General features: G+C 39.6%; 9 protein-coding genes and 2 pseudogenes. 6 read left to right on the top strand and 5 right to left on the bottom strand.

Going from position 1 to position 16,562, the window contains the following annotated elements:
• Positions 1-116 precede the first annotated feature (116 nt).
• From L656_RS0109350 to L656_RS0109340, 3 genes and pseudogenes are all read right to left on the bottom strand, one after another.
• Complete coding sequence (locus L656_RS0109350) at positions 117-3,146, bottom strand: TonB-dependent receptor (protein ID WP_024599008.1); 3,030 nt, start codon at positions 3,144-3,146, stop codon at positions 117-119.
• Between the two features lie 387 nt (positions 3,147-3,533).
• Positions 3,534-4,578, bottom strand: a pseudogene (locus tag L656_RS01000000122115) (glycoside hydrolase family 43 protein).
• Between the two features lie 62 nt (positions 4,579-4,640).
• Positions 4,641-5,996 (bottom strand): MFS transporter, encoded by a 1,356-nt coding sequence (locus tag L656_RS0109340; protein WP_007585185.1) that lies wholly within the window; start codon positions 5,994-5,996, stop codon positions 4,641-4,643.
• Between the two features lie 364 nt (positions 5,997-6,360).
• On the opposite strand from L656_RS0109340, the gene L656_RS0109335 reads away from it, so the two are divergent.
• The 3 genes and pseudogenes from L656_RS0109335 to L656_RS0109325 all read left to right on the top strand — a co-directional run bounded on the left by L656_RS0109335 (position 6,361) and on the right by L656_RS0109325 (position 9,696).
• Positions 6,361-7,089 (top strand): NUDIX hydrolase, encoded by a 729-nt coding sequence (locus tag L656_RS0109335; RefSeq protein WP_024599007.1) that lies wholly within the window; start codon positions 6,361-6,363, stop codon positions 7,087-7,089.
• Positions 7,090-7,359: 270 nt separating this feature from the next.
• A pseudogene (locus tag L656_RS01000000122110) lies at positions 7,360-8,834 on the top strand (SulP family inorganic anion transporter).
• Positions 8,835-8,844: 10 nt separating this feature from the next.
• Entirely contained in the window at positions 8,845-9,696 is an 852-nt protein-coding gene (locus tag L656_RS0109325) for a universal stress protein (protein WP_024599006.1), read from the top strand.
• A 157-nt stretch (positions 9,697-9,853) separates the two neighbouring features.
• On the opposite strand, the gene L656_RS0109320 is transcribed toward L656_RS0109325, so the two are convergent.
• Positions 9,854-10,747: a LysR family transcriptional regulator gene (locus L656_RS0109320; protein ID WP_024599005.1), complete on the bottom strand. Its 894-nt coding sequence runs from the start codon at positions 10,745-10,747 to the stop codon at positions 9,854-9,856.
• A 115-nt stretch (positions 10,748-10,862) separates the two neighbouring features.
• On the opposite strand from L656_RS0109320, the gene L656_RS0109315 reads away from it, so the two are divergent.
• Together L656_RS0109315 and L656_RS0109310 are read left to right on the top strand one after the other, a co-directional pair.
• Positions 10,863-11,486 (top strand): glutathione S-transferase, encoded by a 624-nt coding sequence (locus L656_RS0109315; protein WP_024599004.1) that lies wholly within the window; start codon positions 10,863-10,865, stop codon positions 11,484-11,486.
• Between the two features lie 457 nt (positions 11,487-11,943).
• Entirely contained in the window at positions 11,944-12,267 is a 324-nt protein-coding gene (locus L656_RS0109310) for a low molecular weight protein tyrosine phosphatase family protein (protein ID WP_024599003.1), read from the top strand.
• A 184-nt stretch (positions 12,268-12,451) separates the two neighbouring features.
• Here L656_RS0109310 and L656_RS0109305 read toward each other — a convergent pair whose 3' ends face one another.
• The gene (locus L656_RS0109305; protein WP_024599002.1) at positions 12,452-14,602 is read right to left on the bottom strand and encodes a 2Fe-2S iron-sulfur cluster-binding protein; all 2,151 of its coding nucleotides are present in this window, start codon (positions 14,600-14,602) and stop codon (positions 12,452-12,454) included.
• A 394-nt stretch (positions 14,603-14,996) separates the two neighbouring features.
• Here L656_RS0109305 and nirB point away from each other — a divergent pair.
• On the top strand, positions 14,997-16,562 hold a 1,566-nt coding region (nirB, locus tag L656_RS0109300; protein WP_024599001.1), incomplete at its 3' end, for a nitrite reductase large subunit NirB.

The raw sequence follows: 16,562 nt of genomic DNA, 5'->3' as shown, positions 1-16,562 counted from the left end.
AAATAAGTTAAATTCACATTGACTATAACAGCTGGGTATTATTATTACTAGGTTAATTTAGGCAAATAAAAAGCCGCAAAATGCGGCTTTTATAAGGTTGCTACAAGGGTGATTTATTAAAAATTATAACGAACACCTAAACCGTAACGAGAGCCAGTTTGAGTGATGTTATAAATCAGCTCTTGCTTGCGCCCGTACGATGTTACGTACTCATCAGTAATGTTTATACCTTCAATAAATACGGTAAGTCCCTCTACTGCCGGTACTTCGTAACTTACGTTAAAGTCTATTTGGTAATACTCATCGGTGTAAATTGGTGCGGTTAAATCGCCATTTACACGACGCTCATTTAAAAACGAGTCGCGCCAGTTATACGCAATACGCGCTTGTAAGCCTTCTTTATCGTAAAAGAACACCACGTTTGCCGTGTCACTTAACCCTACTAGTGCTTCTGTATCCTCTAGTGAGTCGTTGTCGTATTCAAGGCCTGAGTCAACCATAGTGTAGTTAAAAATACCACCAAAGCCTGACTCACCAAATAAGTGCTGAATATTAAATTCAAAGCCATCAATAGTGTATTCTTGGTCGCCATTTACAGGCACGTTTATTCTAAAGTTAATTGGATCATCTGAGTCTGGGTCACCAACAATTGTGCCACCGTCTAATTCACCATCTTCATCAAAATTAGGCTGCACATTTGGATCATCAGCAAAGTTTTCAAAAATGTAATTTCTGATGTCTTCGTTAGATGCATTACCACCTAGTGCACTTGATGCAGCTCTAAATTTTTCACCATTTAATGGGTCATATAAGTTAAATATATTTGAGTCGATAGTGCCTGTAGTGATCCAATTTGTTACGTCTTTTTTAAAGTAACCAAACGAAATATAACTTCCTTCGTCGTAATACCATTCACTTGATAAATCGTAGTTAATTGATTCAAGCGGTTTAAGACCTGGGTTACCAGAGCCACCCGAATAACCACTTAAACTACCACCGGTATTAATAGTTGTACCGCCTTGCAGCTGACCGTAGCCCGCTCTTGAAATAGTTTTACTCGCTGCTGCACGTATCATTACATCTTCAACAACTTCAATATTAAAGTTAATATTAGGTAGGAATTGACTGTAATCTGCCGATTGGCTTAGCGTTTCAATACCAGTAACACCGGTTACTGATGTGGCTGTATCTTCGTTCCACTCTACGCGGCTGTAACCTGGTGCGGTTGCTTTAGAAAATACGTCTGTTTTTTCGTAGCGTAAGCCAATTTGCAGGTCGAAGAACATGCCGCTCAATTCACCTTTGTAGTTTACTTGTGCAAAAGCAGATTGCGTTTTTTCTTCAGTAAAGCGGTTTGTTGCTGCATCCCAGTCGGTTGAAGCACAAAATTGTCCTTCGCCGTTTGGTCCTGCCGCTGCGCCGTCGGCTGCTTTACAATCACCATAAAGGTTATCTACGTTGGCAATAGGATCTGCGTACTCTGCTGCATTTACAATCGCATCAAAGTCGGCAAAAAAGATTGTATTAAATAAATCGTATTCGCCTTGTGTTGCAGTGCCTTCAAAGTTGCCCGCCTTAGCTTGAAACTTATCTAAAATAGTATCTTGGCGCCAATCGATATCAGCAAAGTCGCCCTCAACACCAACCCCACCCCAATCTGGACGCTGCACTTGTGTATGACGATAATGGTTGTTTACTTTATTAACTGCAACACCAAAATCAATACTTAAACTGTCGTCTAAGAAGTACTTACCTGAGATTTGTGTTTGATCGATTTCTGAATCGTATTTGTCGTTTGCAAACCAGCTACCCGATAAACGCATGGTTTCTGGGGTAAAATTTTCAATGTTACCAATAGCAATACCGGGTAAGTCGCCGGTTAAATCAAGCCCGGTACGTGAACGTGTGTAAGATGGTAACTGAATATTGTTACGTGTACCGTGGCGTGGATCAGTTGCTTTCATTGATGCTTTTGAACTGTGGTGATCAAACTCTAGGTTAAGCTGATCCGATACTGTCCACTCTAAATTAAAGCCTAATGAATCTGTTTTTTCTTCGCGACCCCAAGAACCTACCGTAAGCGACGTATCGCGGAAATCGGCATCACTTTGAATGTCATAAATTTCTGAGTAAATAAGTGGATACGCGTTAGGCTCGCCCGCCCAAACAGATTCACTTCTGTCGCCAGCGTAGTTAAACCAAACTGAGGCGTCAGTGTGCTGCTCTTCAACGGTTGTTTTAAAGCCCGTGTAATCAAGGGTTGCTGTAATATTTTCAACAGGTTGATATTGAAATACCAACTGACCATTTACACGTTCACGTTGGCGCTCTTCAAACACATAACGTGGTTGTTGCGGGTTTGAGTAAATGCCTGATGTAGGTCTGTTTGCTCCGCCTTCTGCGCCTGCAGGTACACCGCCCCATCCTGTATTTGTGTAATCAGATGCTCTGTAACCTTGATCTTGAATAAACTGTTGCATACCGCTTTCACGGTCTTGGTAGCTACCTGAAATCGAAATGCCAAACTTGTCATCCCCAAATGTTTGCGAATATAAACCGCTTACCTCTGGTGTAATGCTGCCCTCGTCGGTTGATTGATCGTCTACGGCTTTTACGCCAAACGATGCTTTTATACCTGGGCTATTTAAAGGTCTATTTGTTGTTAAGTTTATAGTTGCGCCAATGCCACCGGAGGTAACACTTGCGTCTGATGTTTTATAAACTTGCACGCCCGATACGCTTTCAGATGCGACATTTGCAAAATCAAATGTGCGGTCACCTGTTGTATTTGGAAGTTGGCGGCCATTAATAGTAATTAAGTTATTAGCAGGTCCAAATCCACGTACTGTTACGCGGCTACCTTCACCGCCCGCTCTATCAATTGATACACCGGTAATACGTTGTAACGATTCAGCAAGATTGGTATCAGGAAATTTCCCCATATCCTCAGCCGAAATTGCATCGACAATACCAGAAGAGTCGCGTTTAACATCCATAGAGCGTTGCAATGAACCTCTAATGCCGGTTACTTGTATTATTTCTACATCTTCATCGGCAACAGTTTCGGCAGCGTAGCTTTGGTGAGGAAGCGTAACGGTACCCATTGCAGCGAGTATGGCTGTTGAAATTATCTTTTTCTTAAACATCATGATGCCTTTTTCTTATTTAATTATTATTGACGTACTGCAAGACTTTAAGAATTACTCGAAACATAATTGTAAACTATTTGTTTCATTTTACGGTCAATAAATAATTATTGTGTGTGTATGTTTTAAACGTTTTACAAAGACCACAACCAGTTTTAAACATGTGTTACTTAACTAAAAACCGTTAAATAACAGCACGTTTATGCTAATTCTTTGTGCTAATTTTTTGCTTTAAAATATTTTCATTTTGTCATATGTCCTCAGCTTCCTCTTATTTTGACCATTAACAATAAAAATTAATGGTCATATTGACTATATCTTTTTTATGCAAATAAAAGCCGTAGCGGTGCTTACGCAGATAATTTGCAATGTTTGTAACTATTTTTACTAAGCGTGTTCATATGGGCTTATTGTTTGAATTTTTCCGTTTGAGTCGTGCTCAAGCTTAGCCATTTTCATACTGCGTAAATGGGTTTGCCCGCCCGACAACGTGCTGTCGTGATAAAATAAAAACCAATCACCATTGTGTTTAACAATTGAGTGATGCGTGGTCCAACCTAGTACTGGGTTTAAAATAACGCCCTGATAGGTAAATGGTCCGTATGGGTTATCGCCTGTTGCGTATACAATTTTGTGCGTATCACCCGTTGAATACGAAAAGTAATAAACACCATTGTGTTTGTGTACCCAAGGGCCTTCAAAAAAGCGGCGGNGAGCCGCTTTCATCGAGTACAGCAACTTCTTTTACGTCTTCGCTTAGGCTGATCATATCTTCAGATAATCTTGCTACACGCGCAGGGATTGCAGGTTCACCATTTTTGGGATAGGTGTCTTCATTGTTAAATTCGCTCCTTTGCCAATTTTGTAATTGCCCGCCCCACAAGCCACCAAAATACAAATAATGGCTTGAGTCGTCATCTTCAAATACAGCTGGGTCGATGCTAAACGTCCCTTGAATGTAATCATCTTCTGCTTTGAATGGACCTGTTGGGCTGTCACTTTTTGCAACGCCAATTCTGAAAATACCTTGCTGATCGCGCGCCGGAAAATAAAGGTAATACTGACCAAGTTTATGCGCTGCATCGGGTGCCCACATTTGCTTGCTTGCCCATTTTACGTCATCTACACAAAGTGCTACGCCATGGTCTATGGCTTTGCCTGAGCTTTCGTCAAGGGAAAACACATGGTAGTCGCGCATTGCAAAGTGGTCGCCGTTATCATTAATTTCATTTTTTGATTCAATGTCGTGCGATGGATAAATATACACTTTGCCGTTAAACACATGCGCAGACGGATCGGCTGTATACATGTGATCAACTAACACATTATGATTTTGTATTAACGAGTTGGCTCGTTGTAGGTCTTTTAACTGTTTAAGTTCAGCGTCACTTAATCCATTAGATGGGGGTGCTGCTTGCGCTGTATTTTGCATTTTTACTCCTAGTATTGCCTGCCCACTTTGTACTTTTAAAAGGTGCAAAGTGGGCTGCTAAATTAGTTTATGGTTTTGTTATCAGCCAGCTGCGTTTGAATGCGCTTTACTTCAGGCTCGGTGAGTTTGTAACGTGTTATAAAAATTAAACATGCCACGGTACAAATTACTGGAATGCCAGCAAAGGCGAGTAAAATGCCTGATAACGTGTGTTCTGATTGCTCTTGATTAGGCACGTATGCGTACCCTGATAATATCCACCCTGCAATAGCACCGCCGATTGCAAAGCCTAATTTTATTGCTAATAAATGACCCGAAAACGTAACTGCGGTTAATCTGCGGCCAATTTTTAATGCGCCGTAATCAACCGTATCTGCCACCATTGAGAACATGATTGGGGTAATTATCATGTGAGCAAAGTTAGCAATAAAGTAGACAATAAAAATGGTGACTATGGCGTCGCTCTCAAGTACGTAAAACATGCTGTGAGAAATAATTACGACCACTAAAGCGACTATAAATAGCGTTTTCTTTTCAATAAATTTGGTTAAAAAGTTGGTAGACACAGCGCCGAGTACTGAGCCAATTGCTGAGAGTGTTAAAAAGTTAGAAGTAAGTGAGGCTTCTCCTACGTAGTACTTAATATAATGCGGTGCTACTGAGGCTCTAACGCCAATTAATATTAATGTTGCAAGGCTTATAACGGCTATAACAACCCATTGATCGTTTTTAAATAAGCTTAAAAATTCAAGGAAGGCATTCTTTTTACTTTGCGCGGGTTTAACTTGTTTGGTTTCTTTGGTCATTTTAAAACACAGTAAAAAACAAGCCGCAGCAAGTCCGCCTAAAAACACCATTGCTAGCGGGTAACCTACTACATCGTCACCGTCGCCAAAAAAAGCAACCAGCTTAGGCAGTGCCCATACAATTACAAGCAGTGCAGCCATTGCCATTGCAAATCGATATGACTGAAGCGATGCACGCTCTTTAGGGTCGTTTGTCATTACTGCGCCAAGTGCGCCGTACGGTATATTAATGGCGGTATAACACGTCATTAAAAGTCCGTAAGTAAAGTAAGCATATATAAGCTTGCCCGTAGAATCAAAATCTGGAGTTATGAATGCTAAGCAAGCAAACACACCGTAAGGCACGGCTAAAAATAATATATATGGTCGGTAAGAGCCCCAACGGCTGCGCGTTCTATCGGCAATACTGCCCATTATTGGGTCGGTAATTCCATCAAATAAACGAACCGCTAATAATAAGGTACCCGCAGCGGCTGCAGATAAACCGTAAACATCGGTATAAAATATCAACATAAAGTTAGCGACCATTTGAAATACAATATTACTGGCTGTATCACCAAGGCCGTACCCTATTTTTTCTTTAATTGTGAGTGTGTGTTTTGTGTTGTTCATGTGTGCTCAATTTTCAATGCAAATCGATATAGTCAAAAATACTATATGCATTTTTAGCGCATGTAAACATTTATGTTACATTTTTAATTTGCTAGTAATGTATTTAATACACGACGCTAATTAGCCGTTAAATTTACTAACATACAAAGGTATTATCCGTTCAATAAAAAACCAATACCAAACCAAAGTCGAATATCGGCGTGAACGCGTAAAAACAGGTACAGTTTATAAAGTGAGTAATTAAATAGATGTGATTGTTTTAAATAGGAATTATAAAAGCTTTTTATTTGCGCTTTACCCACCTTTTATATACCCTTAATAGTCTTTATAACAATATCTACGTATAGCTTTGGCTGAGTAATTTATGCACTATAAAACATCAAGCATTTCTAACAACATCGACGAAGAATCGATTCCTGATGACTGTATTAGTAATCTAACCGTAGATAATATTGTATTTGCTATTCATGAAGGTAAATTAAAGGTGTTGCTGGTTAAATATAACCGCGGCCTTGCAACAAGCCAGTGGGGTTTAATTGGTCATTGGGTTCGAAAGAATGAAAACCTAGATTCAGCCGCACTTCGTGTCGTTAAAAGTACAACCGGTGTTGAAAACCTGTATTTAGATCAGTTAGGTGCATTTGGTAACGTAGACCGCTACCCAGCTAGACGTATTATTACTATTGTTTATTATTCGCTCGTTCGCTTTGAAGAAACCAACCTTGTGAGTGGCGATAATGCTTTAGAATGTGAATGGTTTGATGTAAATAGTGTACCGGCTTTAATGTTTGACCACGCCGATATTTTAAAAAGCGGCTTAGATTATTTACGCTATAAAGTAAGACACGAGCCTATTGGTTTTAGCCTACTCCCAGAAAAATTTACCCTGCTTGAGCTACAAGGAATTTACGAGTCGATTTTAAATAAATCACTCGATAAACCTAACTTTAGACGTAAGTTTCAAAAAATGAACTTATTGATAAACTGCAAAGAAAAACAGACCAATGTGGCACACAGAGCCGCAACTTTGTACCGTTTTGACATAAACGTGTACGAAAAACTAAGAGAGTTTGGTTTTACGTTTGAGTTTTAAATATTCAAAAACATTATTGGATTAAAGTTTGGTCTTTAAGGCCAAACAGCATATTGCTAATATATATGTGATACCTTTAATTCGTTTGCATTATTAATATAAACTAATCAAAAAGGAGCTTTTTACTTGAAACTTACGCCGCCCTAGGCAACCCCCCCTTTTTCATCGGCACGTTACGTGCAACCTTAATCGCCATCTGCGCGAGAATCATTGTTATTTAAATAAAATATTCCCCTATACTTTGGGAAACTAACTAATTAGGTTATTTACATGTTTGATCACGTAAAAAGAGATTGGCTCTCTAATGTTCGTGGCGATGTGCTTGCTGGTATTGTTGTGGCGCTTGCCCTAATACCTGAGGCTATTGCCTTTTCTATTATTGCGGGTGTTGATCCTAAAGTGGGTTTGTACGCCTCATTTTGTATCGCCGTTATTATTGCCTTTGTAGGCGGGCGCCCNCTACCGGTGCAATGGCACTGTTAATGGTGACGCTAGTTAAAGATCATGGTCTGGAATACTTACTTGTTGCCACCTTGCTTACCGGCGTAATACAAATATTTGCAGGCTTTTTAAAGCTCGGTGAGTTAATGCGATTTGTATCGCGCTCTGTTGTTACTGGTTTTGTAAACGCACTGGCTATTTTAATATTTATGGCGCAATTACCTGAGCTTACCAATGTTACTTGGCATGTTTACGCCATGACCGCAGCGGGCTTAGGTATTATTTACTTATTCCCGTACATTCCAACTATTGGCAAAATACTTCCCTCTCCTTTAGTGTGTATTGTTGTTATTACGCTGGTTTCACTGTTTTTAGGGCTTGATATAAGAACCGTTGGCGACATGGGCGAACTGCCAGACACTCTGCCTATATTTTTATGGCCCGACGTACCGCTAACACTCGAAACGCTGCAAATTGTTTTGCCGTATTCGATTGGTCTTGCGGTTGTGGGCTTACTTGAATCAATGATGACCGCCACTATTGTTGATGACTTAACCGATACCACAAGCGATCGTAATAAAGAGTGTAAAGGTCAAGGTATTGCCAATATTGGCGCAGGTTTATTTGGTGGTATGGCAGGTTGCGCCATGATTGGACAATCAATTATTAACGTTAAATCGGGTGGTCGCGGCAGGCTTTCTACCTTTATTGCAGGTTCATTTTTAATCATCATGGTGGTGTTTTTAGATGAATGGCTACGGTTAATTCCTATGGCTGCATTAGTTGCAGTAATGATTATGGTGTCGATTGGTACATTCTCTTGGACATCAGTTAAAGATTTAAAGAAGAATCCACTTTCATCAAACGTAGTGATGATTTCCACCGTTATTGTGGTAGTTGCCACGCATAATCTAGCCATTGGTGTTTTAGTTGGCGTATTGCTAGCTACATTATTTTTTGCGAACAAAATTGGTCGCTTTATGGTGGTTAAAGCTAACCATGATGAAAGCAACGATCAAATAACTTACGAAGTTGTTGGCCAAGTATTTTTTGCCTCAGCGGAGCAATTTATAGCGTCGTTCGATTTTAAAAATGCGGTTTCTAACGTAGTAATTGATTTAACCCATGCTCACTTTTGGGATATCACCGGTGTATCGTCACTCGACAAGGTGGTTATTAAGTTTAGGCGTGAAGGCGCAACAGTTAATATTATTGGTATGAATAGCGCAACCGAAACCGTAATTGATAAATTTGGTGTACACAACAACCCTGAAGAAGTCGAAAAACTACTTGGCGGACATTAAGGAGAATGTAATGACTAAAATAATTACTTATGTAGATGGCTCAGCCATTACTAAAAATGTAACCGATGCTGCTATTTGGGCTTCAAAAAAGCTCAATAAACCAATTAGCTTTGTGCATACAATTGAAAAAGCGCAACAAACTAATATCGGCGACTACTCGGGGAACATTGGGCTTGGCGCGCAATCAACATTGCTTGATGAGATGGTTAAACTTGACGAGCAGCGCGGTAAAGTAAATTTAAAAATGGCTGACGAATTATTACGTTCTGTAAGTGAGCATGCTAAATCGGCAGGTATTACTAATTTTGAATTAATAAAACGTCACGGTAACTTACTCAACACCGTTATAGACTTTAAAGACGATACACGCCTTATTGTTATTGGGCAAAATGGTGCGGGACATAGTAATAGTTTTGCAGTGCTGGGCTCACATATAGAAACCTTAGTACGTAATGCTACTCAGCCTATATTACTTATTCCTGAAACATTTAAACAACCTGAATCATTCATGATTGCGTATGATGGTCGAGAAACAGCCGACAAAGCACTGCAACAAGTGATTAATGGTGGCTTATTACATGGCTTACATTGTCATTTGGTGAGTATCAAAAATAACGAAAAAGACCTCGAAGAAAAGTTTATTAACGCGCAGCATAAACTTCTCAGTATGGGGTTTGAAGTGTCAGCAAGCTTTTTAGAAGGCAATATTTTTGACTCGCTAATGCAATACAAAGAGCAAAATAATGTAGAGTTAATTGTAATGGGTGCGTTTGGCCACTCTAAACTAAGGCAGTTTTTTGTAGGTAGTAACACCATTAAAATGCTCGAAAACAGCGATGTGCCAGTGGTTATTTTAAAGTAAGGACCATTTTTAAATAAGGATTGGTTTTAAATAAGTTTTAGAATCCCATACAAAAAGCCTAAAATCACTTAACTGATTTTAGGCTTTTTGTTTTTGGCTTAGGTTGGGTTTTAGTTTTAGTTTTAGTTTTAAATTTAAAGTAAGGTTTAGAGTGGCTTTACTTTTTAGCTTCAAACTTTTCAAATAAAAACTGAATAAACGACGTAACCTTTTGAGCAACAAACTTCCTATGCGGATAAATAGCAAATAAACCAAACTCAAAGGTTTTATAATCCCGCATAACCTGCACAAGCTTACCCGATGCAATATCGTCTCTCACCACTATTTCAGGAATTAAACCAATACCACCACCCGCTACAACCACCTCTTTTACAGCTTGTGGATTATTAACTGATACTCGCGAGTTTACATTTGCCGTTAATGCCTCGCCACTAGGTGAAACTAGAGGCCAATGGCGACCTATTTTAAAATTGCTATCAATCACCGTGGCGTGTTGTTCAAGCTCGTCAACACTTATAGGTGCGCCAAAACGCTGAATATAATCGGCTGATGCACATAAAATTAAAGGGTAACTGGTTATTTGCCGCGCAATTAAATTAGAGTCAGACACACTGCCGATTCTAATTGCTAAATCAACCCCCTCTTCAAGCAAATCAATTGTTTTGTCTGAAAGCACTAAATCAATACTTAAATCAGGGTATCGGCTCAGTAATTCAGGCATTAACGGCGCAAGGTTTGATTCACCAAACGACACCGGCGCACTCACCCGAAGCTTGCCGCTGGCAAGGGCTGTTTGACCCGATAAGTTATCGAGCATTTCGCTATAGCTTTCAATTACCGGCACTACGCTTGCGTAATAACTTTGCCCCGCCTCGGTAATCGAAATTCTGCGCGTGGAACGATTAAATAATCTAACCCCTAAGTCTTGCTCTACAATGCCCACATATTTACTAACCAGCGCCTTTGAAAGCCCTAGTCTGTCGCCTGCGGCTGTAAAAGAGCCTGTTTCAACAACCGCGATGATTGTTTTAATGCCAATAATAGTATCCATGATTGTCAATATAGCATTGACATTTATTCCTTACTAGCTCGGTTTTTCAAAACTGATAATAGTGAAAGAATAGCGTTATTAAAAATCACTATTCAAATTAAAAACAGGACAACCCATGAGCAACTTAACGCTATATCGTTTTACTTTATCTGGTCATTCTCATCGTGCAGAGCTATTTACATCGCTTTTAAAGCTTGATGTAAATATGGTTGATGTGGCACTGCAAGACGGCGCACAAAAGCACGATGACTTTCTAAAAATGAATATTTTTGGACAAGTACCGGTGCTTAAAAACAACGACGACATTATTAACGATTCAAACGCTATTTTAGTGTACTTAGCACAAAAATTTGATGCTAACAGAACCTGGTACCCTGAAGATGTTACTGCTCAAGCGCACATTCAGCGCTGGTTGAGTGTTGCTGCAGGACTTGTGGCTTCAGGTCCGTGTTCGGCGCGTTTAGTCACTGTATTTGGCGCAAAGCTTGATCATCAAAACGCGATAAACATTGCCCACACATTATTTAAAACAATGGATGCGTACTTGCAAAACCGCGAATACTTAGTAGGTACTCAGCCAACCATTGCCGACATTGCCAACTTTTCGTACATAGCACACGCACCGGAGGGCGGCGTATCGCTTGAGCAATACCCAAATATTTTAAGATGGTTAAACAACGTTCGTAAACTTGACGGTTTTTTAGCAATGCCTGAAACAAAAGCGGGTTTGCTCGCTTAGTGTTTTAAGTTTTTAATACTATTTTTTAAGAGGCTATTAAGCCTCTTTTTTGTGTGTTTGTTTAAGTGAGATTAGAAGTTTAGTGAATAATATTTATAATTGGCAATAGGTTACGCTATTTGCTATTTGTAGAATTTCATAGGGTATATGGATTTTTCCATTAGAAAGTAAAGAAAATGTCCTCTAATAAAATAGGTATATGCTAGAGGAAGATCTGAATTGAATTTATTCGAGAAAGAATACCGAGATACTCCTATGGGAACATAAGTGACGTGAAACGCTTTTCCGATTTTATTAGAGTTCTAATTAACAAAGGGAAACTAAATCTATATAATTAGAAAGATAAAAACTTTTAAAAATACTTCTGTTCACCATTGTTCCATTTAAGTACGTCGATCATTACAACCCATTTTTTAGCCCGTTTAAGCAGACGTTATATGTTTCTCTAAGGAAGTAGATGAACTTACTCTTTATATGTAGTCAAAATAAACTAAGAAGCCCAACTGCAGAATCCATATTCTCAGATTTACCAAATGTTAATGTTCGCTCTGCAGGATTAAATAATAATGCAGAAATACCTTTAGGCGTTGACGATGTTGTTTGGGCCCATTATATTTTTGTCATGGAGCAAGCACAGATAAAGAAGCTGCGTACATATTTTAAAAAGCATTTAAAAGAACAACGTGTCATATGTTTAGGTATTCCAGATGATTATGAATATATGGAGCCAGCTCTAATCAAACTATTTAAACAAAAAGTACCTCAATATATTAATGCTTAAATACATAACAAGTGACTATAAAACTATTTTAAAGCCGATAATTATTACGAGACTTCATACTGCGATAAATAATTTATAGGTATTTTCAATTTTTGATTATATTAAGTAGGTTGTAACAAGCTGGACTCCTCAGAACTTTAATTCTCAAGTTTAGTTAATGTATTTAGAGCTGCATTTCAAAACACTACAGCTCTAAATCAAGTTCATCAGCGCCTTTAGCAGGTACGGCGCAGCAAATCAGCGCCTGCCCCGGCTCTACTGGATAACTTACGTTATTGCGATAAACCACAGCACCTGCGTTTATTTTTACGGCGCAACTGCCGCAGCTGCCGTTTCGACAACCAAACTCAGGTTCTAAACCATGAGCTTCGGCTACATTAAGTATAGTGTTGTCGCCTTTATTCCAGCGCTGTTCAAAGCCCGATTTACTAAATTTAATTACAGTGTTGTCTGCTTCCTCAACACTAATCTCTTTGGTTTTATTAGGCGCTTCGCTTGTGTTAAGTACTTTGCGCTTAATACTGGAGGGTCCAAATACTTCAGCAAATATGTTTTTGTCCTGCACACCGAGTAATAACAGCTCGTTATATACGTGCTGCATAAACGCTTGCGGTCCGCATAAAAAGAACTCGTAATCATCAAGTGGTAAATAATACCTAAACACATCCGCATTTATACGCCCTTTTAAATCAAAGCTCTGATCTTTTAAATTAAAGCTATTATCTTTTAAATCAAAAATGTCGTCTTGTTTTTCATTAAGCTCAGACTGCGATAAAAGTGAGTAGTAATCAATTGCCCCGCCGCTCGTATCTGCTAGTGCTTTTAGCTCGTTATAAAAAGCACGCTGCTGTTTATTTTTAGCACTGTGGAAAATATGCAGGGGGCGTGTATAGCGGGTTCTTAACCCTTCATTGGCAATGTGTTTAGCCATTGAAATCATAGGTGTAATGCCTATTCCGCCACCAATGAGTACCGCAGGCTTGGTACTAGTAGGGTCAATAAAAAACTGCCCTTGTGGGTATTTAGCTAAAATAACGTCGCCTACTTTTACGTTATTATGAAAGTAGTTAGACACCTCACCACTGAGCTCTTTTTTAATCGATAACCGATAAAATAGTTCATGAGGGCTCGATGACACGGTGTAGGTTCTAATAACAGGTTTGCTATTACTGTTATTGCTACTATTTTTACTTGGTATTTGTACGGTTAAGTGCTGCCCAGCTTTAAACGGTAACAAGGTTGTATTGTTATACCCTTCTAAATAAAAGGAAGTAATTACATCACTTTCTTTCGTTATTTTGGTTACTTTTAAAGGCTGCCAAGTATGTTTTAGTTTTTCGGCTTGTTTGTTTTTATCAGCCTCAAGCCACGTGCCCGTCATTTTAGTGTTAGGGGAATAAGCATCAAATTTAGCACTAAACGGAAGTAAGTTTTTAAGCCACATTCCTTTAGTGAGGGTAAATTTCCAGCCTCGGTCTGCGCCAATAAAGCCTTCAAGCTCTGGGTGCCCGTCCCATAAAATTTCAACGCTGCCGGTAACCATTAATACATTACCCGTGTCAAAATCAGGAAATAACAAACCTGCTTTTGGGTTTAATAAAAAGTTACCCAAGGTATTAAAAAAATTGTTACCTGCGTAATCAGGAATCGTTAATGTGTTACCTTCGCGCTTTACAAAGCCCGGCAACCCACCACGGTGAGAAACATCCACCCCTTCAATTTTTGGATTGTTTTTTGCGGTTATAAAGCTTGAAACAAAAAATGTATCGGTTGTGTCAATTAACGCACTAGCTGCGTTATCAAGTGTATTAAATTCAACTTTTTGTACCGCATTACTTTTAAGTAAAGGATCTCTATTAAGCGTTAAGTCGCGCGTTTGAATATACTGTGGGCAATTCCCAAAGGATTGATCAACATTAAAACTCACTTTATTATCACTAATTGCCTCACCTACGCGCACATTTAAACGGTTACGCCTACGCGTGCTTAGCTCAATGCCTAATAAACCAATTGGCGAGCCGGCAATATTTAACGTGCCATGTAAGGGGTCGTTTTTATCAACCGCGTGCGTCATTAATAACGACCTAGGTGTGGGGGCGCTTAAAAAGCCTGACTGCCCTGAAACAATAGATACCCACACATCGGCATTTTCATCAACACTGCCTGCAACCACAAATGGTAACTGCTCAAAAAAGGCCTGATGCTGCTCTGGCATAAATGAGCGCACGGCACGTTTGCCAAATGTTGCCATTATTTCTCGTTTACCGAGCTTGTCTTGTATTGCCAGCTCGCCTTCGTGAAAAGGGGAATCATCTATTGAATTTGTGTTTATCATTTTGCTTGTAATTCGTGTGCGTATTTTATGGGCTAAATTTAACTCAATACACAATGAATGATAATGGGTGTTTTATTGACTGATAATGCACAATACAATGACAATACTTGCACCCTCTTAGTGCCAGGCGCGCACCAAAATATAACAAAACGGGTTTTATCTTCACTCTAAAAATACATTAAATACTATTTAAACAATAACTTAAAAAACTGGCTGTATTTTTGCAAACATTCTATTAACAAGCCCGTTTTACTTACGGCAAAAATTTAGGTTGTTAGCACAATAGCTATTAGCAACCATCGGCAAAGAAGCCCGCACACAGTTATGCATATTGCGTATTTGTGGCGGGCTTTTTTGTTATTTGTATTTAAACCGTCACTTTAAGGAATGCCCTATGCAAACCTCGCAAAAAATACTCATTATTGGTAATGGTATGGTCGGACACCACTTTGTTGAGCAAATGCGCCAAAGCGATGCCAACGCAGACATTACTGTACTTTGCGGAGAAGCAAATCTTGCATACGATCGCGTGTACTTATCAAGTGTATTTGATGGTAAAACAGCCGCCGATTTAGCACTTACCACTCACGACAACTACAAACAGCTTAATATTAATGTGCATACCAGCCAGTGGGTTGAAGGCATTGATAGAACAGCAAAAATAGTGACCACATTAACAGGTGAGCAATACCCGTACGACAAACTTATACTTGCAACAGGTTCATTTCCGTTTGTGCCGCCTATAAAAGGTAACGACCAACCCCATTGTTTGGTGTATCGCACATTAGAAGATTTAGAACAAATAAAAGCCAGTGCCGCTGTAAGTAAAAGCGGTGTTGTTATTGGTGGTGGTTTGTTGGGGCTTGAAGCCGCAAACGCCATTAAGCAACTAGGGCTTGATACCCACGTAGTTGAATTTGCGCCACAACTTATGGCTGTTCAACTTGATGGACAAGGCGGTACGCTACTAAAAAATAAAATAGAAAAACTTGGCGTAACGGTACACACATCAAAAGCAACCAGCGAAATAGTAAAAGGCGAAACCAGTCGCTTTAGATTAAATTTTTCGGATGAGTCATTTTTAGAAACAGACCTAATTTTGTTCTCTGCCGGTATTCGCCCGTATGATCAGCTAGGTAAAATTGCTGATTTAGAACTCGGTGAGCGCGGCGGTATTATTATTAATAACCAATGCCAAACGTCAGATCCTGATATTTTAGCCATTGGTGAATGTGCCCTGTGGGACAAAAAACTATTTGGTTTAGTAGCACCGGGTTACAACATGGCGCGCGTTGCAGCGAGTCAATTAAGTGGTGGCGAGCTTGAGTTTTTAGGTGCCGATATGAGCACCAAACTTAAGCTATTAGGCGTGGAAGTAGGCTCAATTGGCGACGCTCATGCAAAAACGCCAGACTGTAAAGAGCTTATATATCAAGACGCTATTCGCGGCTGTTATAAAAAAATAATACTAAGTGAAAAAGGCGATAAATTACTGGGCGCTGTACTTGTTGGCGATACCAGCGATTACGATACTTTATTACAGTACATGCTTAACGACATGGACTTACCAGAAAACCCTGAGTGTTTAATTTTACCAGACAGCAGCGGCGCGCCGTCGTTATCTGGCAGTGCCCTACCCGACACCGCCACTATTTGTTCGTGTCACAATGTGAGTAAAGGCGACATTGTAGGCGCGATTGATGGCGGCTCATGCGATTTAGCATCGGTAAAATCATGCACTAAAGCAGCAAGCGGCTGTGGCGGTTGTGCTGCGTTATTAAAATCTGTTGTTGATAACGAATTAGCAAGTCGCGGTGTTGAAGTAAATAACCATGTATGTGAGCACTTTGCGTATTCACGCCAAGAACTACTGCACATGGTGAAAGTAGAAAGCATTAAAAGCTTTGATGACTTACTAACTAAACACGGCAGCGGTCATGGCTGTGAAATATGTAAACCT

Origin of the sequence: Pseudoalteromonas sp. TAE56, assembly GCF_000497955.1 — a bacterium.
GTDB lineage: Bacteria > Pseudomonadota > Gammaproteobacteria > Enterobacterales > Alteromonadaceae > Pseudoalteromonas.
The sequence above is the reverse complement of the archived record's forward strand: the minus strand, read 5'-3'. Positions and strand labels throughout refer to the sequence as shown.

Coding starts and splice junctions, on each gene's coding strand:
- L656_RS0109350 (WP_024599008.1), bottom strand. CDS start 3,146: ATGTTTAAGAAAAAGATAATTTCAACAGCCATACTCGCTGCAATGGGT.
- L656_RS0109340 (WP_007585185.1), bottom strand. CDS start 5,996: ATGAACAACACAAAACACACACTCACAATTAAAGAAAAAATAGGGTAC.
- L656_RS0109335 (WP_024599007.1), top strand. CDS start 6,361: ATGCACTATAAAACATCAAGCATTTCTAACAACATCGACGAAGAATCG.
- L656_RS0109325 (WP_024599006.1), top strand. CDS start 8,845: ATGACTAAAATAATTACTTATGTAGATGGCTCAGCCATTACTAAAAAT.
- L656_RS0109320 (WP_024599005.1), bottom strand. CDS start 10,747: ATGGATACTATTATTGGCATTAAAACAATCATCGCGGTTGTTGAAACA.
- L656_RS0109315 (WP_024599004.1), top strand. CDS start 10,863: ATGAGCAACTTAACGCTATATCGTTTTACTTTATCTGGTCATTCTCAT.
- L656_RS0109310 (WP_024599003.1), top strand. CDS start 11,944: ATGAACTTACTCTTTATATGTAGTCAAAATAAACTAAGAAGCCCAACT.
- L656_RS0109305 (WP_024599002.1), bottom strand. CDS start 14,602: ATGATAAACACAAATTCAATAGATGATTCCCCTTTTCACGAAGGCGAG.